16 protein-coding genes are annotated in these 23,285 nt (G+C 65.3%); 8 read left to right on the forward strand and 8 right to left on the reverse strand.

Annotated elements, in window-relative coordinates; all coding sequences use genetic code 11:
- Positions 1-369 precede the first annotated feature (369 nt).
- The 8 genes from GA645_RS22085 to GA645_RS22120 all read left to right on the forward strand — a co-directional run bounded on the left by GA645_RS22085 (position 370) and on the right by GA645_RS22120 (position 10,545).
- Positions 370-1,023, forward strand: a complete 654-nt coding sequence (locus GA645_RS22085; protein WP_152225452.1) for an alpha/beta hydrolase — start codon at positions 370-372, stop codon at positions 1,021-1,023.
- A 225-nt stretch (positions 1,024-1,248) separates the two neighbouring features.
- Positions 1,249-2,187, forward strand: a complete 939-nt coding sequence (locus tag GA645_RS22090; protein ID WP_152225454.1) for a GGDEF domain-containing protein — start codon at positions 1,249-1,251, stop codon at positions 2,185-2,187.
- A 93-nt stretch (positions 2,188-2,280) separates the two neighbouring features.
- Positions 2,281-3,438 carry a dipeptidase gene (locus tag GA645_RS22095; RefSeq protein ID WP_152225456.1) on the forward strand — a complete coding sequence of 386 codons (1,158 nt, stop codon included), beginning with the start codon at positions 2,281-2,283 and terminating at the stop codon, positions 3,436-3,438.
- Positions 3,439-3,580: 142 nt separating this feature from the next.
- Entirely contained in the window at positions 3,581-5,107 is a 1,527-nt protein-coding gene (gene rhlB, locus GA645_RS22100; protein WP_152225458.1) for an ATP-dependent RNA helicase RhlB, read from the forward strand.
- Between the two features lie 314 nt (positions 5,108-5,421).
- On the forward strand, positions 5,422-7,380 hold the full coding sequence (locus tag GA645_RS22105; RefSeq protein ID WP_152225460.1) for a methyl-accepting chemotaxis protein: 1,959 nt from the start codon (positions 5,422-5,424) through the stop codon (positions 7,378-7,380).
- A 376-nt stretch (positions 7,381-7,756) separates the two neighbouring features.
- A complete protein-coding gene (locus GA645_RS22110; protein ID WP_152225462.1) occupies positions 7,757-8,704 on the forward strand; it encodes an ornithine cyclodeaminase family protein in 948 nt (315 codons plus the stop codon).
- 13 nt (positions 8,705-8,717) lie between these two features.
- Complete coding sequence (locus GA645_RS22115; protein ID WP_152225464.1) at positions 8,718-9,848, forward strand: FAD-binding oxidoreductase; 1,131 nt, start codon at positions 8,718-8,720, stop codon at positions 9,846-9,848.
- Between the two features lie 73 nt (positions 9,849-9,921).
- Positions 9,922-10,545, forward strand: a complete 624-nt coding sequence (locus GA645_RS22120; protein ID WP_152225466.1) for a transcriptional regulator — start codon at positions 9,922-9,924, stop codon at positions 10,543-10,545.
- Positions 10,546-11,517: 972 nt separating this feature from the next.
- Here the strand turns inward: GA645_RS22120 and GA645_RS22130 are convergent.
- The 8 genes from GA645_RS22130 to GA645_RS22165 form a co-directional block, all read right to left on the reverse strand.
- Complete coding sequence (locus GA645_RS22130; RefSeq protein ID WP_152225468.1) at positions 11,518-12,294, reverse strand: ABC transporter substrate-binding protein; 777 nt, start codon at positions 12,292-12,294, stop codon at positions 11,518-11,520.
- Between the two features lie 702 nt (positions 12,295-12,996).
- Positions 12,997-13,983 carry a GTP 3',8-cyclase MoaA gene (gene moaA, locus GA645_RS22135; RefSeq protein ID WP_152225471.1) on the reverse strand — a complete coding sequence of 329 codons (987 nt, stop codon included), beginning with the start codon at positions 13,981-13,983 and terminating at the stop codon, positions 12,997-12,999.
- A 117-nt stretch (positions 13,984-14,100) separates the two neighbouring features.
- On the reverse strand, positions 14,101-14,919 hold the full coding sequence (locus tag GA645_RS22140) for a peptidylprolyl isomerase (RefSeq protein WP_152225473.1): 819 nt from the start codon (positions 14,917-14,919) through the stop codon (positions 14,101-14,103).
- Between the two features lie 97 nt (positions 14,920-15,016).
- Positions 15,017-15,703, reverse strand: a complete 687-nt coding sequence (gene narI / locus GA645_RS22145; RefSeq protein WP_152225475.1) for a respiratory nitrate reductase subunit gamma — start codon at positions 15,701-15,703, stop codon at positions 15,017-15,019.
- A 2-nt stretch (positions 15,704-15,705) separates the two neighbouring features.
- On the reverse strand, positions 15,706-16,446 hold the full coding sequence (narJ, locus tag GA645_RS22150; protein ID WP_152225477.1) for a nitrate reductase molybdenum cofactor assembly chaperone: 741 nt from the start codon (positions 16,444-16,446) through the stop codon (positions 15,706-15,708).
- Positions 16,447-16,451: 5 nt separating this feature from the next.
- Positions 16,452-17,987 (reverse strand): nitrate reductase subunit beta, encoded by a 1,536-nt coding sequence (narH, locus tag GA645_RS22155; RefSeq protein WP_152225479.1) that lies wholly within the window; start codon positions 17,985-17,987, stop codon positions 16,452-16,454.
- An 11-nt stretch (positions 17,988-17,998) separates the two neighbouring features.
- Positions 17,999-21,778, reverse strand: a complete 3,780-nt coding sequence (locus tag GA645_RS22160) for a nitrate reductase subunit alpha (protein ID WP_152225481.1) — start codon at positions 21,776-21,778, stop codon at positions 17,999-18,001.
- A 94-nt stretch (positions 21,779-21,872) separates the two neighbouring features.
- Positions 21,873-23,276, reverse strand: a complete 1,404-nt coding sequence (locus GA645_RS22165; RefSeq protein WP_152225483.1) for a NarK family nitrate/nitrite MFS transporter — start codon at positions 23,274-23,276, stop codon at positions 21,873-21,875.
- Positions 23,277-23,285 lie beyond the last annotated feature (9 nt).

Consider the following 23,285-nt stretch of genomic DNA (forward strand, 5'->3'; position numbering starts at 1 on the left):
TCCCCCGCGCCCGCGGGTGATGCGGGCGGGAACGGGTTCGAGCAGATCATTGCGCGTGAAGGCGAAGGTCCGTCACGCCAACCGTTGACCGCGGCCGGACGTGACGGACCCTGAAGCGGCCCAAGGCAATTACCACCGCGCTTGCGGTACAGCTTTCCGGATGGGGTCGGTAAAGTGTTACCGCAAGCGGGGTGGCATAGCCTGGAGCCTGAATTAGCAAGGGCCGTACCAGCTCCGCGTAGCTTCCTGCAATCGGGCAGCGTCAAGCCCTGCAAGTTATGGCAATGCGACATCTTCTTGCAGCGCACTTTCGACCGTTTTCGCGCGCGGTGCGCCAGCCTAGAGCGCCCGCCCCACTCTGGAGCCTCCATGACCCAGCCCCTGATCTTCGAACCCTCCCGTCCAGCCGACGCCTGCGTCATTTGGTTGCACGGCCTGGGTGCCGACCGTTACGACTTCGAACCGGTAGCACAGATGCTGCAGCGCAGCTTCAGCAGCACCCGCTTCATCCTCCCGCAGGCGCCGACCCGTCCGGTCGGCATCTTCAATGGCATGTCGGTCCCCAGTTGGTACGACATCCTCGGTGCGACCCCTTCGCGGATCATCGACGAGACACAGTTCGCAAGCTCCGTGCAGAGCATCACAACGCTCATTCAGGAGCAGATCGACCAGGGTATCGAAGCATCGCGGATCATCCTGGCCGGCTTCTCCCAGGGCGGCGCCGTGGCCCTGCACACGGGCTACCTGGGCTGGGAGGGTGAACTGGGAGGCGTTATTGCGCTGTCCACCTACGGCCAGACATTCAGGGACGGCGTAAACCTTTGCGCGGAGAAACGGCGCCTGCCGGCACTCTGCCTGCACGGCACTCTGGACAATGTGGTGGCGCCCGCCATGGGCCGCGCTGCGTATGACTTCCTCATCGCCCAGGGCGTGCCGGCGCGTTGGTACGCCTACCCGATGGCCCACGAGGTGACCAACGAGGAACTCGGTGACATTGCCGCGTGGCTGCGGGAGCGTCTCTGACCCCTCGGGGGAATGGGCCGGCGAGCATACAGGTCTATCCAGGCGAACAGCCTGGAGCTCGCGTGAGAGCCGAAAACTCGCCGGGCCGACCGCCGGTCGGCCCGGCATGGCACCAGATTGCCAGTATCCAAATCTGATTAATACTGATGGCTCAATGTGCGTATTGGACTACTAGGGAGAGTCGGTCGTGCACATCATCAGTCCCTTCCCCACCTCCATTGCACCATGAAGCCCGCGCAATGGAAGGAAGACATCCGGCAACTGCAGCACCTTCGCCTGTTCCAGAACGTGGCTGCGGCCAGCCTGCAACAGTTGTTGAAGAGCTTTCGTGCCTGCGAGCTGGAAGCCGGTGAAATCCTTCTCTCGCCGTTCAACCGCAACCACTTCCTTTATATGGTCCTGCACGGCCAGTTGAAGGTGTACCTGGGCTCGCTCGACAACCAGCCGGTCACCACCCTCAATCCCGGCGAGTGCGCAGGCGAGATCAGCTTCATCGACAACGATCACCCCTCCGCTTACGTGGTGGCCGGCGAATCCACCACCGTCCTGCGCCTGCATCGCGAATCGCTGATCAGCCTCTTCCAGCACTCCCCACAGGTGATGCAGAACCTCCTCGGCGTACTCTGCGAAAGGATCCGCCAGGGCAACCGGATCATTCTCGACACCGAGCAGAACGCCAACATCGACACCTTGACCGGGCTGTTCAACCGACGCTGGCTGGAGCACATCTACGACCGCGAAAGCACCCGCTGTGCCTTCAACGAGCACCCTCTGTGCCTGCTCATGCTGGATGTCGACCGCTTCAAGGACTACAACGACGAGCACGGCCACCTGGCCGGCGACTACGCCCTCTGCCTGGTCGCCCACACCCTGCGCAGCCAGTTGCGGCCCAAGGACAGCATGGCGCGTTATGGCGGCGAAGAGTTCGTCATCCTGCTCCCGGAGATCGGCGCGGAAGAAGCGCGGCGCATCGGCAACCGGCTACGCCAGAGCCTGGAGGAGGTGAAGACCTTCTATTCACCGATGGGAGTACTGCCCGGCGTCACCGTGTCCCTGGGCCTTGCCCAGATGGACTACCAGGAAAACCTGCCGAACCTGATCCTGCGGGCCGACAGCGCCCTCTACCAGGCCAAGCAGGAAGGCCGCAACCGCCTGGTGGGATGACCCGCCCACGCCAGCCGCGAGGATTTCCCGCGCCTGCCCCTCCCCGCCTTTGCTAGAGTCCGCGCACGAGAACAAGACAGCCGGGAAGCTGACATGCGCAAAATACTGATCGCATTGCTATTACTGGTGGCCGTTGGCCTGGGGATATTCTTCAACCTGCCAGGGTACCTGGACCGCAAGATGAACACGGTGGCCGCACCGTCGCCCTACCCCGCCTCCGATGCCGCAACCGCCCTGCACAAGACCCTGTTCGTCGCCGACCTGCACGACGACGCCCTGCTCTGGGACCGCAACCTGCTGGAGCGCCACGACTACGGCCACAGCGACCTGCCTCGCCTGCTGCAAGGCCACGTCGGCCTGCAGGTGTTCTCCACCGTCACCAAGACCCCGCGCGGCCTGAACTACGAGCGCAATGGCGCCGACAGCGACAACATCACCCCGCTGGTCATCGCCCAGCGCTGGCCCAGCGCAACCTGGACCAGCCTGCTCCAGCGCTCCCTCTACCAGGGCAGGATGCTCGAGGAGGCCGCCGCCAACAGCCAGGGCAAGCTGACCCTGGTGCGCAGCCGCGCCGACTTCGCCCGCTACCTCGCCGCCTGGAACAAGGACCCGAACCAGGTCGCCGCCGTGCTCGCGACCGAGGGCCTGCACCCGTTGGAGGGCCGGCTTGAGAACATCGACCGCATGTACGACGCGGGCTTCCGCATCATGGGCCTGACGCACTTCTTCGACAACGAAGTCGGCGGCTCCGCCCACGGCCTGAAAAAGGGCGGTCTGACCCCCTTCGGCCGCGAGGTGATCGCCCGCCTGGAAGAAAAGAAGATGCTGGTAGACCTGGCGCACGCCTCCCGCGCCCTGATCGACGACGTGCTGGCCATCGCCACGCGTCCGGTGCTGGTGTCCCACACCGGCGTCGAAGGGACCTGCCCCGGCATCCGCAACCTGACCGACGCCCATTTGCAACGCATCGCCGCCACCGGCGGGGTGATCGGCATCGGCTACTGGGACGGCGCCGTGTGCGACACCTCGGTCAAGGCCATCGTCAAAGCCATCCGCTACGCCGCCGACAAGGTCGGCGCGGAGCACATCGCCCTGGGCTCGGACTTCGATGGCGCCGTGCATACCCCCTTCGACAGCAGCGGCCTGGCGCAGCTGACCCAGGGACTGGCCGAAGCCGGCTTCAGCCAGCCGGACATCGCCGCCATCATGGGCGGCAACGTGCGCCGGCTGCTGCTCGAAACCTTGCCCTGAAGCCCGTCGCCGCTTCGTTGCCAACGCGCCGAAACGGCATTCAGCCTGTCCGTCAAGCCCGCGCGATCCTGTGGCACTTCGCCCTGCGGGCATCTTGCATTACACTGGCGGCCGTTCATTCCTTAACCAGTACGAGACCACCGTGCTCAAAGCACTCAAGAAAATCTTCAGCAAAGGCGAGGGCGAGCAGCCCGTCGCCACGCCGGCAGCCCCCGCCCCCGCTGCCTCCGAGCCCGCCCAGAGCGGCGAGAAGCGTCCGCGCAAACCGCGTACTCCGCGTCCCGAAGGCGAGGCCGCCGAGAAGCAGGCCCGCGCCCCCAAGGGTGACAAGCCCCGCGCCGAGCGTTCCGAGAAAGCCGAACGCGGCGAAAAGACCGAACGCGCCGACAAGCCCCGCGAGCCCAAGGCCGACAAGCCGCGCCGCGAGCGCAAGCCGCGTCCGCCGGTGGTGGACAACTGGAAGCTGGAAGATTTCGTGGTGGAACCAGCCGAAGGCAAGACCCGTTTCCACGACTTCAACCTCGACCCGCGTCTGATGCACGCCATCCATGACCTGGGCTTCCCGTACTGCACGCCGATCCAGGCGCAGGTACTGGGCTTCACCCTCAAGGGCCAGGACGCCATCGGCCGCGCCCAGACCGGCACAGGCAAGACCGCCGCGTTCCTGATCTCCATCATCACCCAGCTGCTGCAGACCCCGCCGCCGAAAGAGCGCTACATGGGCGAGCCGCGCGCGCTGATCATCGCACCGACCCGCGAACTGGTGGTGCAGATTGCCAAGGACGCCGTGGGCCTGGCCAAGTACACCGGCCTGAACGTCATGAGCTTCGTCGGCGGCATGGACTTCGACAAGCAGCTCAAGACCTTGGAGTCGCGCTTCTGCGACATCCTGGTCGCCACCCCGGGCCGCCTGCTGGACTTCAACCAGCGCGGCGAGGTGCACCTGGACATGGTCGAGGTGATGGTCCTGGACGAAGCCGACCGCATGCTCGACATGGGCTTCATCCCGCAGGTCCGCCAGATCATCCGCCAGACCCCGTACAAGGGCGAGCGCCAGACCCTGCTGTTCTCCGCCACCTTCACCGACGACGTGATGAACCTGGCCAAGCAGTGGACCGTCGACCCGGCCATCGTCGAGATCGAGCCGGAGAACGTCGCCAGCGACACCGTAGAGCAGCACGTCTACGCGGTTGCCGGCAGCGACAAGTACAAGCTGCTATACAACCTGATCGCACAGAACGACTGGACCCGCGTGATGGTCTTCGCCAACCGCAAGGACGAGGTGCGCCGCATCGAGGAACGCCTGACCAAGGACGGCATCAGTGCCGCCCAGATGTCCGGCGACGTGCCGCAGCACAAGCGCATCAAGGTCCTGGAAGGCTTCCGTGAAGGCAAGATCCGCGTGCTGGTCGCCACCGACGTTGCCGGCCGCGGCATCCACGTCGACGGCATCAGCCACGTGATCAACTTCACCCTGCCCGAAGACCCGGACGACTACGTGCACCGCATTGGCCGTACCGGCCGTGCCGGCAGCACCGGTACCTCCATCAGCTTCGCCGGCGAGGACGATGCCTTCGCCCTGCCGCCGATCGAGGAACTGCTGGGCCGCAAGATCAACTGCGAAATGCCGCCCACCGAGCTGCTCAAGCCGGTACCGCGCAAGCACTGATCCGCTGCGGCAACAGCCGTCAGTTCCAGGAAAAGGCGAGGCCACCCGGCTTCGCCTTTTTTGTTTCCGCAGGCGTTACGTCCGGTGACGCCCTTCCCGCCTTCCCCCACTCCAGCGCAGCCCATTTGTCCCCCCGGACCCGCCGGGACGACCTTGCGCAATGCCCCCACAAACAATGGCAACACGCCATCCTCCTGCAAGGGCGCCAGGTTCGCGCCCTCTTCGATCATTTTTATTTACAGTCGTAAATTAATTCGCACGCTTCTTGCAGAGCACGCGAGAACAATTCCAAGAAACCTCGCTGGAACCCGCCCATGCCCCTGCGCGCCAAACTTGCCCTCAGCTTCCTGTCGATCGGCCTGATTCCCGTATTGGTGATGGCCATCGTGGTTTACCTCCAGGCCAGCCGGGCCCTCGAAGAGCAAAGCCTGAATGCCCTGGAAGCAGTCGCGAATATCAAGCAACGGCAATTGATGGATGCCTGGAAGGCGCGGCACGACCAGCTCAGCAGCCTCGCCAACAACCTCGGCAGCAACTATGCGGGCCTGGACAGCGAGTCCCTGGTCACCACCGCCAACTACGATCGCCCGGTCTTCGAGAACTTCATCAAGACCTTCGGCTACCGCGAACTGCGCCTGGTGGCCGGCGATGGAACCGTAGTCTTCAGCCTCGGACGCGGTACCGACTACCAGCAGAACATCGGCACCCCGAAGTGGCGCGACACCCCGTTCGGGCGCTTCATCCGCTCGGCACTGGACAGTGGCAAGGCCAGCATCAGCGATCTGGAGCCCGCGCTGGACGACCAGCAGCCCGTGCAGTGGCTGGCCGCCCCGATCAAGGACAACGACAAGCTGAAACTGCTGCTGGTCCTGGAGCTGCCGCTCACCGCGATCAACGACGTGATGCAGAACCGCCAGGGCCTGGGTGACGCCGGGGAAACCTACCTGGTAGGCGGCGACGGTCGCCTGCGCTCGGACTCGGCGCGCTTCGCCGATCACCACGTGCGCCGCGACAAGGAGAGCCCCGTCGCCCTGCCCGGCCACGCCATCGAGAAAGCCCTGGCCGGCGAGCAGGGTCGCCTCGCCGAAGCCGGCCTGAACAACCAGCCGGCGCTGAAATCCTTCGTCCCACTGGACCTGGACGGCCAGCACTGGGCATTGGTGGCGGAAATGGATCAGGACCAGGCCTTCGCCCCGGTGCGCAAGCTGATGTGGCAGATCCTGGTGCTGGGCCTGCTGACCCTGGCCGCCGTAGCCGCCGCGACCTGGCTGGTCAGCCGCAGCGTAATGCGCCCGCTGGGCGGCGAGCCGGCAAACATGGCGGCGCTGGCCCAGCGCCTGGCCGGTGGTGAATTGCGCCTGAGCGACGATGCAGACGCCAGTAGCGGACTGATGCAGGCCCTGCGCGAGATGACCGCGGCCTGGCGCCAGGTGGTCGAGCGCCTGCGTCAGGCCAGCGAAGCGGTGGGCGATGCCAGCGGCGATATCCTCGACGCCGCCGGGCGCACCAGCAGCCACCTCGACCAGCAACAGGAGGCGCTGGAGATGGTGGTCAGTGCCGTCGACCAGATGGCCGCCACCGTGCAGGAGATCGCCGGCAGCGCCAGCCGCAGCGCCGACGGCAGCGCCGCCGCGCGGCAAGCCTTCGTCGCCATGCAGGGCACCCTGCAGCACATGATCGGCCGCCAGGACCAGCTGCTGGTCGGCCTGCGCCAGGCCGACGGCGTGGTGCAGACCCTGGCCGGCGAGAGCCAGCAGATCGGCTCGGTACTGGACGTGATCCGCTCGATTGCCGAACAGACCAACCTGCTCGCCCTCAATGCCGCCATCGAAGCCGCCCGCGCCGGTGAAGCGGGCCGTGGATTTGCCGTGGTCGCCGACGAGGTCCGCAATCTCGCCCAACGCACTCGCAGCGCCACGGACGAAATCGTCGCCATCGTCGGCAGCCTGGGCGACTCCTCGGTCCAGGCCCAGGCAAGCATGAGCGGCGCCAGCGAACAGGCCCATAACCTCGAACAGGACACCCAGGCGGTCCTGCAGACCCTGGGCGCGCTGGACGAGTCCTTGCAGGGCGTGCACGCCATGGCCTTCCAGATCGCCGCAGCCGCCGAACAGCAGGCCGCCACGACCCAGGAAGTGAACCAGCACATGCACCGCCTGAGCGACATGACCGTGGAAAACCGCAAGACCGCCGCGCACACCCGCGACTGCGGCGAGCACCTGCGCCGCGTGGCGGGCAGCCAGGAAGAGCTGGTGGCGCAGTTCAAACTTTAAACACTGTGTAGACCTGTAGGAGCGGGCCATGCCCGCGATCGCGCCCATGGGGCGCTCCTACAGGTCAGCTCCGCCGCGTTGACTCCCGTAGGAGCGGAGCTTCTCCGCGATCCGGCCGGCAGGCCGGTGTCCATAGTAATGCACCGCTGTCGAGGTGATCGTGGACAAGGGCCGCTACACATCATTTTCTGGGTCCCCGCGTTCGCGGGGATGACGTGTATGGGACGACGGCGCATGACACCGTCACTCCCGCGAACGCGGGAGCCCAAAAGACCGTTGCTGCTACGAAAGCAATTGCCCATCGGTCCACACGCCCTTGCCGATCAAGACAACAGAGTCCAGAATGGAAAAATAAATCTACCTCCGGAGTCTCGCCATGTCCGCCACCACGCCCCTCACGCTCAACCAGGCTGACGCCGAACGCCTGCTCGAACAGGTCGACGTGCTCCAGGCGATGCGAGACATGTTCGTCGAGCTGGCCGACGGCAATGCCGTACAGCCCGCGCAGCAACTGGTGGAATTCCCCAACGGTGGCGGCGACTTCATCAACTACCTGGGCGTGCTGGCCTCGCAGAAGGTCTACGGCGTGAAGACCTCGCCCTACATCGTGCGCCAACCCAAGTCACTGGTTACCGCCTGGAGCCTGCTGATGTCCATGGAGACCGGCCAGCCGCTACTGTTGTGCGACGCCGGCAGCCTGACCACCGCGCGCACCGCCGCCACTACCGCCCTGGCAGTACAGGAGCTGGCCCGCCCGGACGCCAAGCGCCTGGCCATCGTCGGCAGCGGCCCGGTCGCTCGTGCGCACCTGCGTTATGTGGCCGGCCTGCGTGACTGGCAGAGCATCCGCGTCTATTCGCCGAACCTGAATGCCGGCGTGCTGGCCCAGTTCGGCGCCATCGATTCCCGCGCCGAACCGGCCGCCAGCATCGAGGCCGCCATGGCAGACGCCGACGTGGTCCTGCTGTGCACCTCTTCCGGCACCCCGGTGCTCGATCCGGCGATCCTAGCCAAACCCGCGCTGATCACCTCCATCAGCACCAACGTCGCCCGCGCCCACGAAGTGCCGCCGCAATCCCTGGCGCAGATGGACGTGTACTGCGACTACTGCGCCACCACTCCAGCGTCGGCCGGCGAGATGCGCCTGGCGCGCGATGAGCACGGCTGGGACGGCAACATCGTCGGCGACCTTCCGGAACTGGTCAGCGGCCAGGCGGCCAAGCCGGACTACCAGCGCCACGCCTTCTTCCGCTCCATCGGCCTGGGCCTGGAAGACGTCGCCCTGGCCAATGCGCTCTACCATCTGCAAACGAAGAACGCCTGAGCCGGAGACGAACATGATCGAAGTCGACTACCTCATCATCGGCGGCGGCATCGCCGGCGCCTCCACCGGCTATTTCCTCTCCCGCCACGGCAAGGTCGCCGTGCTGGAGCGCGAGTCCCACGCCGGCTACCACTCCACCGGCCGCTCGGCGGCGCTCTATACCGTCGCCTACGGCACGCCGCAGGTGCGCGCCCTGACCGCCGCCAGCCGCGCCTTCCTCGACAACCCGCCCGAAGGCTTCGTCGAGCACCCGATCCTCACCCCGCGCGGCGAGATGACGGTGGACTTCGAAGGCAACCCGGAAGAGCTCCAGCGCCAGTACGAAAGCGCCCGCGCCAGCGTGCCGGAAATGCGCCTGCTGGATGCCGATGAAGCCTGCGCCATCGTCCCGGTGCTGCGCCGCGAGAAGGTCCACGGCGCAATGATCGACCCCAGCGCCGCCGACATCGACACCGACGGCCTCCTGCAGGGCTACCTGCGCGGCATCCGCCGCAACGGCGGAAGCGTGCAACTGGACAGCGAAGCGCTGGAGATCCGCCATATCGACGGCGCCTGGGAAGTGCGCTGCGCACAGGAGACCTACCGTGCGCAGGTCTTGGTCAACGCCGCCGGCGGCTGGTGCGACAAGGTCGCCGAACTGGCCGGCGTCACCCCGCTGGGCCTGACGCCCAAGCGCCGCGCGGCCTTCCTGTTCAGTCCGCCGGAGGGTGTAGACAGCCACGCCTGGCCGGTGCTGGTGAGCCTGGACGAATCCTTCTACTTCAAACCCGACGCCGGCATGCTGCTCGGCTCGCCGGCAAACGCAGACCCGGTGGAACCCCACGACGTGCAGCCCGAAGAGCTGGACATCGCCCTGGGCATCTACCAGATCGAGGAGCACACCACCCTCAACATCCGCCGACCCAGCCACACCTGGGCCGGGCTGCGCTCGTTCTTCGCCGACGGCGACCTGGTGTCCGGCTATGATCCGGCCACACCTCGCTTCTACTGGGTGGCCGGCCAGGGTGGCTACGGCATCCAGACCTCGGCGGCGATGGGCGAGGCCAGTGCCACGCTGATTCGCGGCGAAGCCCTGCCCGAGCATCTGGCCCGCCACGGCCTGACCGCCGAGATGCTGTCGCCGGCACGCCTGCTCCAGAACTGACCGTGACAGCCAACGGGCGCTTGCTGCACACTCGCCAGCGCCCGCCCGGCCCCATCGCCAAAGAGCCTTGCCCATGACCGCCGCAGACCCGCTGGACAACTACAAGGCGATCGCCGATGCCATCGCCACCCTGTTCTTCCCCCATGCCGAGGTGGTCATCCACGACCTGCGCAACCAGCGCGTGGCCTATCTGGCCAACAACATCTCCAAGCGCGAGATCGGCGACGATTCGGCGCTGGAAGACATGCTCGAAGGCAGCAGCGACGAACGCAACATCGGCCCCTACGAAAAGCTCAACTGGGACGGGCAGAAGATCCGCTCCGTCAGCACCGTGCTGCGCGACGGCAAGGGCGAGCCGCTGGCGGTGCTGTGCATCAACCTCAACATCACCCTGTTCGAGACCGCCAAGGCTGCGCTGGACCTGTTCCTGTCCTCGAACAAGCTGATTCCGCAGCCGGACGCACTGTTCCGCGACGACTGGCAGGAGCGCATCAATACCTTCCTTCACGCCTGGCTGCGCCAGCGCCAGCTGAGCCTCAATACCTTGAGCCGCGACCACAAGCGAGAGCTGGTCCTGGCGCTGCACACCGAGGGCGCATTCAAGGGCAAGAGCGCGGCGAACTATGTGGCCAATGTGCTGAACATGGGGCGGGCGACGGTTTACAAGCATCTGAAGGAGTTGAAGGAGGAGGTCTGATGGGCCCTCTTTCCGCTCCGCTCGGGTTTGTCCTCGATGCGCTTCTTGTTTGGGTGTTTCTGCGTCGCTTCGGTGTGTGCTGAGAGATTTTGTTTCGCCCCCTCGGGCGAGTTACTTTCTCAAACTGCGGATGGCCGCCCCACAGAAAGTAACCAAAGGTCTTGCCCCTGCATCCGGTTTTTCGCTTAGGCGAAAAATGCCCTCGCTCCATCAGAGTTTCAGGGGCACGCGTCGACGGGCCATCCATGGCCCAACGACGCTCTCGCGGCATCCATGCCGCTCAACCCCTGAAACTCCGACTCCACTCGGCCTCCTGAAGGGGCGCTCCGGTGCGCGCTTGGGCTTCTCTGGAAGTCTCCAGTGCAAAGCAAAAGCACAGCGTCCTGCTCCGAGCGGCTTTTGCTCTCGTAGGAGCGGACCTTGTCCGCGAAGGCCCACCACAGCACACGCGTTGCAGGATGAACACCTGTAGGGCGAATAACGCGCAGCGTTATCCGCCTTGATGGGTTTCGCTTCGCTCTACGCCATCCTACGAAGCGCCATCCAGCATGAAGCAGCCAAAGCCTCCGGCGCGCGCAGAGTCCCGTCAGGAGGCCGAGTGGAGGTATTGCGCAGAGGGGCGAGCGGCATGGATGCCGCGAGAGGCGTAGAGGGCCAGGGACGGCCCTTGTACGCCGACCCTCGGAGCGATACCGGAGCGAGGGGACCCCGGCGAAGCCGGGGCCGGATGTCGGGACGAGACTTTTGCCTACTTTGTGGCGTTTGACAAAGTAGGTCGCCCGAGGGGGCGAAACCCAATACATCAACGCACGCCGAAGCGGCGCAGAAACACCAATACCCGAACGGTGGATAACGCCAGAGGTGTTATTCACCCAATGAAGAGCAAGAGCATCGCGGACAAAGTCTGCTCCTACGAAAAGCAAAACAAAAAGGCCGCCCGAAGGCAGCCTTTCCTGCAACTCAACGGAACGATCAATCCCCGTAGATATCGCTCTTGAAGTACTTGCCTTCGATTTCCTTGTACTTGCCATTGGCTCGCAGCGCATCGATGGCGGCGTTGAGCTCGCCCACCAGTTCGGTATTGCCCGTGCGCACTGCGATACCGGCGCCCTCGCCGAAGTATTTCGGGTCCTTGAACTCCGGCCCGGTGAAGGCAAAGCCCTTGCCGCGCGGGGTGTCCAGGAAGCCGATCTGCAGCGGGATGGAGTCGGCGAAGGTAGCGTCCAGGCGACCTGCGACCAGGTCCAGGTAGATCTCGTCCTGGCTGGTGTAGCGCACCACGTTGGCGCCGGCCTTGCCCAGTACCTCGGTGGCGAAGCGATCAGCCGTGGAGCCACGCTGCACGCCGACGTTCTTGCCCTTGAGCTGGCTGAACTTATCGTCCAGCTGCGAGCCTTCCTTCATCACCAGGCGGCCCGGGGTGAAGTAGTACTTGTGGGTGAAGTCCACCGAGCGCTTGCGCTCGTCGGTGATGGTGATCGACGACAGCGCGGCGTCGATCTTGCGCACCTTCAGCGAGGGGATCAGGCCGTCGTATTCCTGCTCGATCCACTGGCACTTGCGCTTCATCTGCTCGCACAGGGCGTTGCCGATGTCGTAGTCGAAGCCGGCGATGCCGCCTTCGGGAGTCTTGTAGGCGAAGGGCGGATAGGCCGCCTCGATGCCAATGCGCAGCGGCTTGTCGTCGGCATGGGAGAAGGTGGCGAAGGTGGCCAGCAGCAGGCCGCCCAGCAGGGCTTTACGATTCATCGATGAACTCCGTGGCGTGATCTGGGAACCCGACAGCCGAGCCGCCGGGACGTCGTTGGCAGTGCGCAGGAAGAGCATGGCTCGTCCGGGGTCGCGGCGCAGAACGCCACAGCAGCATTGCCTTGCTCTTACCCAGGCGACCGTCTTGTTGTTGTTCGTCCATGTGCGGCAGCGCACATAAACTTAAAATCCAATCTGGACTAAAAAGTACAGAACGTCAATCACCCCTGACGCAGGCTGCGACCGTAGGGCGGATAACGCCTCAGGCGTTATCCGCCATCCTCGGCTGATGCATGCAAAGACGACGGATAAAGCGTTCCGCTTTATTCGCCCTACGAATTGCCCCGGCGCAGCATCGTCCTGCGACCGTCCGGCGCACTCTCTTTTGCTGCCCCGCCGCTACTCCTTCGGAGGAATGTCGGCCGCAGGCCGGCGGCCTTAGTCTGGAGGTGTTCCAGCCAATCCGAGGAGGAGTCGAACAGCTCATTCGCATGATTTTCCGTAGCTTCCACGGTTCAACTTGGCAGATTGCCCGAGGCCCCGCGATACGCTCATGTCGCCGGGGCCTTTTCTTTGGCTCTGCGGACGTAAAACATGCAGGCACGCCAAAGTGGCGGATAACGCTGCGCGTTATTCGCCCTACGGGTGTGTACAGGGACGCAATGCAAGCGGCGGACCTGGGGCCCGCCGAGGAAGGAAGGCTCAGCCGCCGCTGAGGTTCATGAAGCGCAGCACCTGCACGTCGCCAACGCTGAACTCGTGGCGCGCCGGCTTGCGTTGCAGGGCACCGCGCAGGGCTTCGAGGATGGGTTCGTCGTGCAGCGGATGGCGGCGCAGCAGGCCGCGCAGGTCCAGGGAGTTCTCGTGGCCCAGGCACAGCAGCAAACGCCCTTCGGCAGTCAGGCGCAGGCGATTGCAGGTGGCGCAGAAGTTGTGCGAATGCGGCGAGATGAAGCCGATGCGCGTGCCCGGATGCTGCGCCAGGCGCACATAGCGCGCAGGGCCGCCGCTGTGTTCGGCGCTGTCCAGCAGCTCGTGGTGCTCGGCGATCAGCGCGCGGACCTCGTCGCTGGAGCAGAAGCTTTCCTCGCGCTCGCGGCCCACCTGGCCCAGGGGCATTTCCTCGATGAAGCTGATGTCCAGCCCACGGGCGATGGCGTAGTCCACCAGTGCCGGCACCTCGTCGGCGTTGCGGCCCTTCATCACCACGCAGTTCAGCTTGATGTGCTCGAAGCCGGCCTGTTGGGCAGCGTCGATGCCGCGCAGCACCTGTTCCAGGCGGCCGGTTCGGGTGATGGCGGCGAAGCGCTGCGCATCGAGGGTGTCGAGGCTGATGTTCAGGCGTGTAAGACCTGCCGCGTGCAGATCACCGGCCAGCCGGGTGAGCTGCGAGCCATTGCTGGTCATGCACAGTTCGCGCAGGCCGGGCAGCGCAGCGAGGCGCTCACAGAGATGGACGATGCCGGGGCGCACCAGCGGTTCGCCGCCAGTGAGGCGCAGCTTCTTCACCCCGCGCTCGACGAAAAGACGCGCCACCCGCTCGATCTCCTCCAAAGTGAGCACCTGCTGGCGCGGCAGGAAGCGCATGTTCTCCGACATGCAGTAGACACAGCGGAAGTCGCAGCGGTCGGTTACGGACAGGCGCAGGTAGTCGACCTTGCGCCCCTGGCCGTCGATCCATTCGGACATGGTGATTCACTCCAGCCGGCCTCTTGCCCAGGGCATGAGAGCCGAGATTCGTATCCGTTTCCGAAGCCCCTCCCTCCGTGGGGAGGGAAGGTCGGGAGAGAGGGGCCCGGAACCGGTTCACTGCACCAGCGGCGACTCCGCTCCGTCGAATACGAAGCCGTCGATCCGGGCCTCGCCGGCCAGCACGCTGATGTACTGGCTGACCGCGCGCTGCAGCACCTGGGCGCGCAGGTAGGCGGCGATGCGCGGGCGCGCTTCGGCGAAGTCCAGCGGCTCGCCGCCATCGCGCTCGATCAGCTCGACCAGGTGCAGGCCATAGCGGCTTTCCAGCGGATGGCCGAGCAGGCCGGGTTGCTGTTGCAGCAGGCGCTTCTCGAACTCAGGGACGGTCTGCCCCGGTTCGATCCAGCCCAGGTCACCGCCGTCGTCCTTGGACGGGCAGTCGGAGAAGCGCATCGCCTTTTCGGCAAAACGCTCGGGATGTTCGCGCAGTTCGGCCAGCAGTTCTTCTGCCTGTTCGCGTGCCTTGGCGCGGCCTTCCAGATCGTCCGGCGCGCTGCCCAGCAGCACATGGCGCAGGCGCATGCGCCAGGGCGCGGTCAGGCGGGTGGGATTGGCTGCGTACCATTGGCGGCAGCTGGCTTCATCGGCTTCGGGAACACCGACTTCACGGTCGATCAGGGCGCGGATGCGCGCTTCTTCCGGCGCCTCGCCTTCCTCCGCGTCGGCCGTAAGACCCAGCGTGTCGGCGCGCTGCACCAGCAACTGGCGCACCACCAGCGCGCGGCAGGCGGAGTACAGCGCCTCGGCGTGGCTGGAAGCGGGATGGTATTGCAGCTCGCGGGCCAGTTCGTCCTCAGCGATGGCGACACCGTTGACGGAGATGGCAGGCAGGTCGACGTGTTCGACTTTGGCTTCGTAGTGGGAGCAACTCATTTCGCTTACCTCCGGTTGGTGGATAACGCCGGTGGCGTTATCCACCCTACGGGTTCGAGGTGGGGCGAATAACACGCCAGCGTTATCCGCCGCTTCATCACGCTGCGCGACGCTTGGTACGGACCACCTGGTAGCGGCGGCCGAAGTACCACACCGGGGCGCTGACGATGTGCACCAGACGGGTGAAGGGGAACAGCACGAACAGGGTCAGGCCGAGGGTCACGTGCAGCTTGTAGACCAGCGATACCGGAGCGATGGCTTCGGCGGCGGCCAGCGGCTGGAAGGTGACGATGGACTGCGCCCAGTTGGCGAGCATGACCATCACCGAACCATCCAGGTGATGGGTGGAGGCGACGATGGTGGACAGGCCGAGGATCAGCTGGACATAGAGCACCAGCAGGATCATCAGGTCCGACGCGTTGCCGGTGGCGCGTACGCGCTCATTGGTCAGGCGGCGCAGGATCAGGCCGGTCAGGCCGATGAAGCAGAGGATGCCGAAGAAGCCGCCGGAGACCATCGCCAGCAGTTGCTTCTGCTCGGTGCTGATCAGATGCTCATAGACCGCGTGCGGGGTCAGCAGGCCGACGAAATGGCCGGCGAGGATGAACAGCACACCGACGTGGAACAGGTTGCTGTAGACCCGCATGCCCTTCTTGCTCAGCATCTGGCTGGAGCCGGCTTTCCAGGTGTATTGCGAGAGGTCGAAGCGCGCCCAGCTGCCGATCAGGCAGATGAGCAGCGCCACGTAGGGATAGATCCCGAACGCTAGAAGATCGAGGGACATGTTCAGACTCCTTCTCTGGCCGCCCGGTACTGCATCTGCGGCACCGGCTGGGCGACCCACTGCATGGGTTGTTCTGCGCCGGAGGAAATCCGCCGGGCGCTGGTGGACGGGCAACCGGCGGCGGGCTCGGTAAAGCTCACCGGGGTTTCCTCCCAGGCCTTGTCGATGGCTTCCAGGCTGTCGTCGCGCACTTCCTGCTCGCGGTCGCGCTTGAGCGCGCCGAGGTCAGGCTGTTCGCCGGACATCTCCAGCAGGCTGTTGAAGACCACCGCGTAGCTGCTGCCGCGTTCTTCCAGGCGCAGTGCGATCAGCGCGAGGATGTGGGCGACTTCGGCGAGGCCCGCGCGCGCCGACTCGGCGTCCTGCAGGGCGAGGAACTCCAGGTACAGCGGCAGGTAGTCCGGCAGCTCGTTGACGTCGATGACCAGGCCCGCCTGGGTGTAGCGGTCCATCAGGTCGACCATCGCCTGGCCACGGTCACGGCTCTCGCCGTGCACGTGTTCGAAGAGCAGCAGCGAGACCGAGCGACCGCGCTCGAACAGGCCGTCGTAACCCGCCTGCACGTCGAGGATGTCGCCCTGGCAGAGCTCGTTGAGCAGCGCGGCGAGGCCGTCGCGCTGCTGTTCTGGAAGGTCGCAGGTACGGATCAGGGCATGCAGCGCCAGGCTTTCCTCGCGCAGTTCGACGCGCGGGTAGTCCAGCAGCAGCGCGCTGAGCTTGAGCAGTTGGCTATGCGAATCCATGGCCATTACTCCTGAATCTGCACGGTCTGGATGACGTTGCGCTTGTCCACGGCCTTGCCACCGAACAGGTTCACGCCGGAGTTGCTGGAGCAACCATTGCCGAAGCTGAAGCCACAACCCGAACGCTCGGCGAAGGCATCCGACAGCGCTTCCTCGCGGTGGGCAGTCGGAATGACGAAGCGGTCTTCGTAGTTGGCGATCGCAAGGTAGCGGTACATCTCTTCCACCTGGTTCACGGTCAGGCCGACCTTCTTCAGCACGTCCAGGTCCTGCTTGCCTTCCACGTGCTCGGCGCGCTTGTAGGCGCGCATGGCCAGCAAGCGCTTGAGGGCCAGCAGCACTGGGGCGGTGTCGCCGGCGGTGAGCAGGTTGGCCAGGTACTGCACGGGAATGCGCAGGGACTCGACGTCCGGGATCACCCCGTCGCTGCCGATGTGGCCTTCGGAAGCGGCGTTCTGGATCGGCGACAGCGGCGGCACGTACCAGACCATCGGCAGCGTGCGGTATTCCGGGTGCAGCGGCAGGGCCAGCTTCCAATCCATGGCCAGCTTGTACACCGGCGACTTCTGCGCGGACTCGATGACGCTGTCCGGTACGCCGTCCTTGCGGGCCTGCTCGATCACCTTCGGATCGAACGGGTCGAGGAAGATTTCCAGCTGCTTCTGGTACAGCTCGCGCTCGTTCTCGCAGGTGGCCACTTCGTGGATGCGGTCGGCGTCATACAGCAGCACGCCGAGGTAACGGATACGGCCCACGCAGGTTTCCGAGCAGACGGTCGGCTGGCCGGCCTCGATGCGCGGGTAGCAGAAGATGCACTTCTCGGATTTTCCGCTCTTCCAGTTGAAGTAGATCTTCTTGTACGGGCAGCCGCTGATGCACATGCGCCAGCCGCGGCACTTGTCCTGGTCGATCAGGACGATGCCGTCTTCCTCGCGCTTGTAGATCGCGCCGCTCGGGCACGAGGCCACGCACGTCGGGTTCAGGCAGTGCTCGCACAAGCGCGGCAGGTACATCATGAAGGTGTTTTCGTACTCACCGTAGATGTCCGCCTGGACCTGGTCGAAGTTCTTGTCCTTGCGGCGCTTGGCGAACTCGGTACCGAGGATTTCCTCCCAGTTGGGGCCCCACTCGATCTTCTGCATGCGCTGGCCGGAGACCAGCGAGCGCGGGCGGGCAACCGGCTGGTGCTGGGCCTTGGGCGCGGTGTGCAGGTGCTGGTAGTCGAAGTCGAAGGGCTCGTAGTAGTCATCGATTTCCGGCAGGTCCGGGTTGGCGAAGATGTTCGCCAGCACGCGGAACTTGCCGCCGATGCGCGGGACGATAGAGCCGTCGGCGTTACGCTTCCAACCGCCTTTCCACTTCTCCTGGTTCTCCCATTCTTTCGGGTAACCGATGCCGGGCTTGGTTTCAACGTTGTTGAACCAGGCGTACTCGACGCCCTCGCGGCTGGTCCAGACGTTCTTGCAGGTGATGGAGCAGGTGTGGCAACCGATACATTTGTCGAGGTTCAGCACCATGCCGACTTGCGAACGAATTTTCATGGCAGTAATCCTCAAATGTCCTGGGGCAGCGGTTGCGGCAGAGCGTCACCGCCCAGTCCGCCCTGCTCCGGCTCGTCGAGCCAGTCGACCTTGTTCATCTTGCGCACCACGACGAACTCGTCGCGGTTGCAGCCCACCGTGCCGTAGTAGTTGAAGCCCCACGCCTGCTGGGCATAGCCGCCGATCATGTGGGTGGGCTTCAAGACCACGCGGGTCACCGAGTTGTGGTGGCCGCCGCGGGTGCCGGTGGTCTCGCTGCCCGGCAGGTTCACGATGCGTTCCTGGGCGTGGTACATCATCACCATGCCGTCCTTCACGCGCTGGCTGACCACCGCGCGGCAGGTCGCGGCACCGTTGGCGTTGAAGACTTCGCACCAGTCGTTGTCCTCGATGCCGGCGCTTCTCGCGTCGTTCTCGCTCATCCAGATGATCGGGCCGCCGCGCGACAGGGTGAGCATCAGCAGGTTGTCGCTGTAGGTGGAGTGGATGCCCCACTTCTGGTGCGGGGTGATCCAGTTCAGGGTGATCTCGGTGTGGCCGTTGGGCTTCTTGTTGAACAGCTTGTCGGTGCTGCGGGTATTGACCGGCGGCCGGTAGCTGACGAAGCCCTCGCCGAAGGCCTGCATCCAGGGGTGATCCTGGTAGAACTGCTGGCGACCGGTGAGGGTGCGCCACGGGATCATCTCGTGGACGTTGGTGTAGCCGGCGTTGTAGCTCACGTGTTCGTCTTCCAGGCCCGACCAGGTGGGGCTGGAGATGATCTTGCGCGGCTGCGCCTGGACGTCGCGGAAGCGGATCTTCTCTTCTTCCTTGGGCAGTGCCAGGTGGGTGTGGTCGCGGCCGGTGAACTTCGACAGCGCTTCCCAGGCCTTCACGGCGACCTGGCCGTTGGTTTCCGGCGCCAGGGCGAGGATCACCTCAGCGGCGTCGATGGCGCTTTCGATGCGTGGACGGCCTTCGCTGACACCCGGTTCGGTGACCTTGTGGTTCAGCTCGCCGAGCAGCTTGATTTCCTTCTCGGTGTTCCAGCCGATGCCCTTGCCGCCGTTGCCGAGCTTGTCCAGCAGCGGGCCGAGGGAGGTGAACTTCTTGTAGGTGTTGGGGTAGTCACGCTCGACCAGGTGCAGGGTCGGCATAGTCTTGCCTGGAACCGGCTCGCACTCGCCCTTCTTCCAGTCGCTGCCGCCGAACGGCTGCGCGAGTTCGTTGGCGGTGTCGTGCAGCAGCGGCACGGTGACCAGGTCTTTTTCCACGCCCAGGTGGCCGACGGAAACCTCGGAGAACTTCCTGGCGATGGCCTTGTAGATTTCCCAGTCGCTCTTGGCTTCCCAGGCCGGATCGGTGGCGGCCGACAGCGGGTGGATGAAGGGGTGCATGTCGGAGGTGTTGAGGTCGTCCTTCTCGTACCAGGTGGCGGTCGGCAGGACGATGTCCGAGTACATGCAGGTGGAGGACATGCGGAAGTCCAGTGTGGTGACCAGGTCCAGCTTGCCTTCGGCGCCCTGGTCGACCCAGTCGACCTCGCCCGGGCAGGGACCGCCGGCCTTGCCGAGGTCGTCGTTCATCACGCCGTTCTTCGCGCCCAGCAGGTACTTGAGCATGTACTCGTGGCCCTTGCCCGAGGAGCCGAGCAGGTTGGAGCGCCAGATGAACATGTTGCGCGGGAAGTTCTGCGGATCGTCCGGCTGCTCGCTGGCCACGCGCAGGTTGCCGGCCTTGAGCTCGCGCACCACGTAGTCCTGCACCGGGATGCCGGCGCGCTCGGCATCAGCGGCGATGTGCAGCGGGTTGCGGTTGAGCTGCGGGGCGGACGGCAGCCAGCCCATGCGTTCGGCGCGGATGTTGTAGTCCAGCGCGTGCTCGGGGAACTGCCTGGTGTCGGCCAGCGGCGAGAGCACCTCGTGCATCGAGATCTTCTCGTGACGCCACTGCGAGCTGTGCAGGTAGAAGAAGCTGGTGCCGTTCATCTGCCGCGGCGGGCGGCTCCAGTCGGTGCCGAAGGCCAGCGGGACCCAGCCGGTCTGCGGGCGGAGTTTCTCCTGGCCCACGTAGTGCGCCCAGCCGCCACCGCTCTGGCCGATGCAGCCGCACATCATCAGCATGTTGATGACCGCGCGGTAGTTCATGTCCATGTGGTACCAGTGGTTCATCGCGGCGCCGATGATGACCATGGCCTTGCCGTGGGTCTTGTCGGCGCTGTCGGCGAACTCGCGGGCCACCTGGATGGCGCGGGCGGCCGGTACGCCGGTGATGCGGGCCTGCCAGGCCGGGGTGTAGGGCACGTCGGCGTCGGTGTAGGAGGCAGCCACGTTGGCGCCGCCCAGGCCACGGTCGACGCTGTAGTTGGCCATCTGCAGGTCATACACGGTGGCGACGCGCAGGGTCTGGCCGTCTGCGCCGGTGACTTCGCGGAACGGCACGCGGCGCACCAGCACCTCGTCGTTTTCCACACCCTTGAAGTGCGGGTGCTCCTGGCCGGCGAAGTACGGGAAGCCGACGTCACAGGCTTTTTCCGGGCCGTCGATCAGGGTCAGTGCCAGGCGGGTTTCACGCTTCTCGCCGCCTTCGGTTTCCTCGATGTTCCACTTGCCCGACTCGCCCCAGCGGTAGCCGATGGCGCCGGTGGGCGAGACCAGTTCGCCGGAGATTTCGTCCAGGCCGATGGTCTTCCACTCGGGGTTGTTGTCCTGGCCGAGGTTGTTCGCCAGGTCCGCCGCGCGCAGGTAGCGGGTCGGCTTGAGCACGCCCTCGGTGTGCGGCTCCAGCAGCACCAGCATCGGCATGTCGGTGTACTGGCGGCAGTAGTCGACGAAGTAGGCTCTGGGCTTCTCGAGGTGGAATTCCTTGAGGATGACGTGACCGAATGCCATGCCCAGCGCGGCGTCGGTGCCCTGCTTGGGGTTGAGCCAGAGGTCGGTGAGCTTGGCCACTTCGGAGTAGTCCGGGGTGACGGCCACGGTCTTGGTGCCCTTGTAGCGGACTTCGGTGAAGAAGTGCGCGTCGGGGGTACGGGTCTGCGGGACGTTGGAGCCCCAGGCGATGATGTAGCTGGAGTTATACCAGTCGGCCGACTCCGGCACGTCGGTCTGCTCGCCCCAGATTTGCGGGCTGGCCGGCGGCAGGTCGCAGTACCAGTCATAGAAGGACAGGCACACGCCGCCGATCAGCGACAGGTAACGGGCGCCGGCGGCGTAGCTGACCATGGACATGGCCGGGATCGGCGAGAAGCCGATGACGCGGTCCGGACCGAACGTCTTGGCGGTGTAGACGTTGGCGGCGGCGATGATCTCGGTGACTTCGTTCCAGCTGGAGCGTACGAAGCCGCCCAGGCCGCGCTCGCTCTTGTAGCTCTTGGCCTTGGCGGAGTCCTCGACGATGCTGGCCCAGGCGTTCACCGGGTCCTTGTGCACCGCGCGCGCTTCACGCCACAGCTTGAGCAGCGGCTTGCGCACCTTGGGGTACTTCAGGCGGTTGGCGCTGTACATGTACCAGGAGTAGCTGGCGCCACGGGGGCAGCCGCGCGGCTCGTGGTTGGGCAGGTCCGGGCGGGTGCGCGGGTAGTCGGTCTGCTGGGTTTCCCAGGTGATCAGGCCGTTCTTCACGTAGATCTTCCAGGAGCACGATCCGGTGCAGTTCACCCCGTGGGTGGAGCGCACGATCTTGTCGTGCTGCCAGCGCTGCCGGTAACTGTTTTCCCAGGCACGGCTCTCGTTGCTGACTTCGCCATGGCCATCGGCGAATTCACCCTGCTTCTTCTTGAAGAATTGCAGGCGGTCGAGCAGGTAACTCATCGGTATCTCCTCACCCGGTCTACGCCGGGCGTTCAAACGCTAATCAACTCGCGAAACGGGTTTGCGGCGGGCGCTGGTGCGCCGGCCACGGCAATCAGCACGGGCTCTCGGCCCCCTTGCGCGCGTACCACCACCAGGTGGCGACGATGCAGCTCAGGTAGTAGGCGACGAACACGTAGAGGGCGCCCTCGGCGCTGCCGGTCATGGCCAGCGAGGTGCCGAACGCCTTGGGAATGAAGAAGCCGCCGAAGGCGCCGATGGCGGCGGAGAAGCCGATCACCGCGGCCGATTCCATGCTCGCGCCCTTGGCTGCCTGGGCCTCGCTGAAGCCGCCCTGTTTCAGGCGTGCGGCCCACTCGTTGCGGAAGATCACCGGGATCATGCGGAAGGTGCTGCCGTTGCCGATGCCGGCGAAGAAGAACAGCGCGATGAAGGAACCGAGGAAGCCGAAGAAGCTGCCGGCACCGTTCGCACCCGGCAGGAAGCTGATCACCGCGAACACGCCGGCGATCATTGCCGCGTAGTTCCACAGGGTGATGCGCGCACCGCCGAACTTGTCCGCCAGCCAGCCGCCCAGCGGCCGACTCAGGGCGCCCACCAGCGGGCCGAGGAAGGCGTACTGCAGGGGGTTGATATCCGGGAACTGGGTCTTGCTGAGCATGGCGAAGCCGGCGGAGAAGCCGATGAACGAGCCGAAGGTGGCCACGTACAGCCAGCACATCAGCCAGTTGTGCTTGCGCGTGAAGATCACCGACTGCTCGCGGAACGAGGCCTTGGCATCGGCGATGTCGTTCATGCCGAACCAGGCGGCGACGGACACTACGGCAATGAAGGGCACCCAGATCCAGCCGGCGTTCTGCAGGAACAGGTGGCCGCCGTCGGAGAGCTGCTGCGGTTCGCCGCCGAAGGCGCCGAACAGGCCACCGGCCACGGCCAGCGGTACGGCGAACTGCATCACCGAGACCCCCAGGTTGCCCAGGCCGGCGTTCAGGCCCAGGGCGGTGCCCTGCTGGTTCTTCGGGTAGAAGAAGCTGATGTTGGACATGCTGGAGGCGAAGTTGCCGCCGCCGAAACCGCACAGCAGCGCGATGGTCGCGAACACCCAGTACGGGGTGGTCGGGTCCTGCACGGCGAAGCCCAGCCAGAGGCAGGGAATCAGCAGCGAAGCGGTGGACAGTGCAGTCCAGCGGCGGCCACCGACCATCGGCACCATGAAGGAGTAGAACACCCGCAGGGTGGCGCCGGAGATCGACGGCAGCGCGGCAAGCATGAACAGCTGGTCATTGCTGAAACTGAAACCGGCGGCGTTCAGGCGCACGGTGACAGTGCTCCAGATCATCCACACGGCGAAGGCCAGCAGCAGCGCGGGAATCGAGATCCACAGGTTGCGCGCGGCGATGCGCTTACCGCTGCGGGCCCAGAACTCGGCGTCCTCGGGGCGCCAGTCGATCAGCAACGGACCGCTGGCGGCTTTGAGTTGAGTGTTGATCATGCCCATGACGGCACT

This window comes from Pseudomonas sp. SCB32, from assembly GCF_009189165.1.
Classification (GTDB): Bacteria; Pseudomonadota; Gammaproteobacteria; order Pseudomonadales; family Pseudomonadaceae; genus Pseudomonas.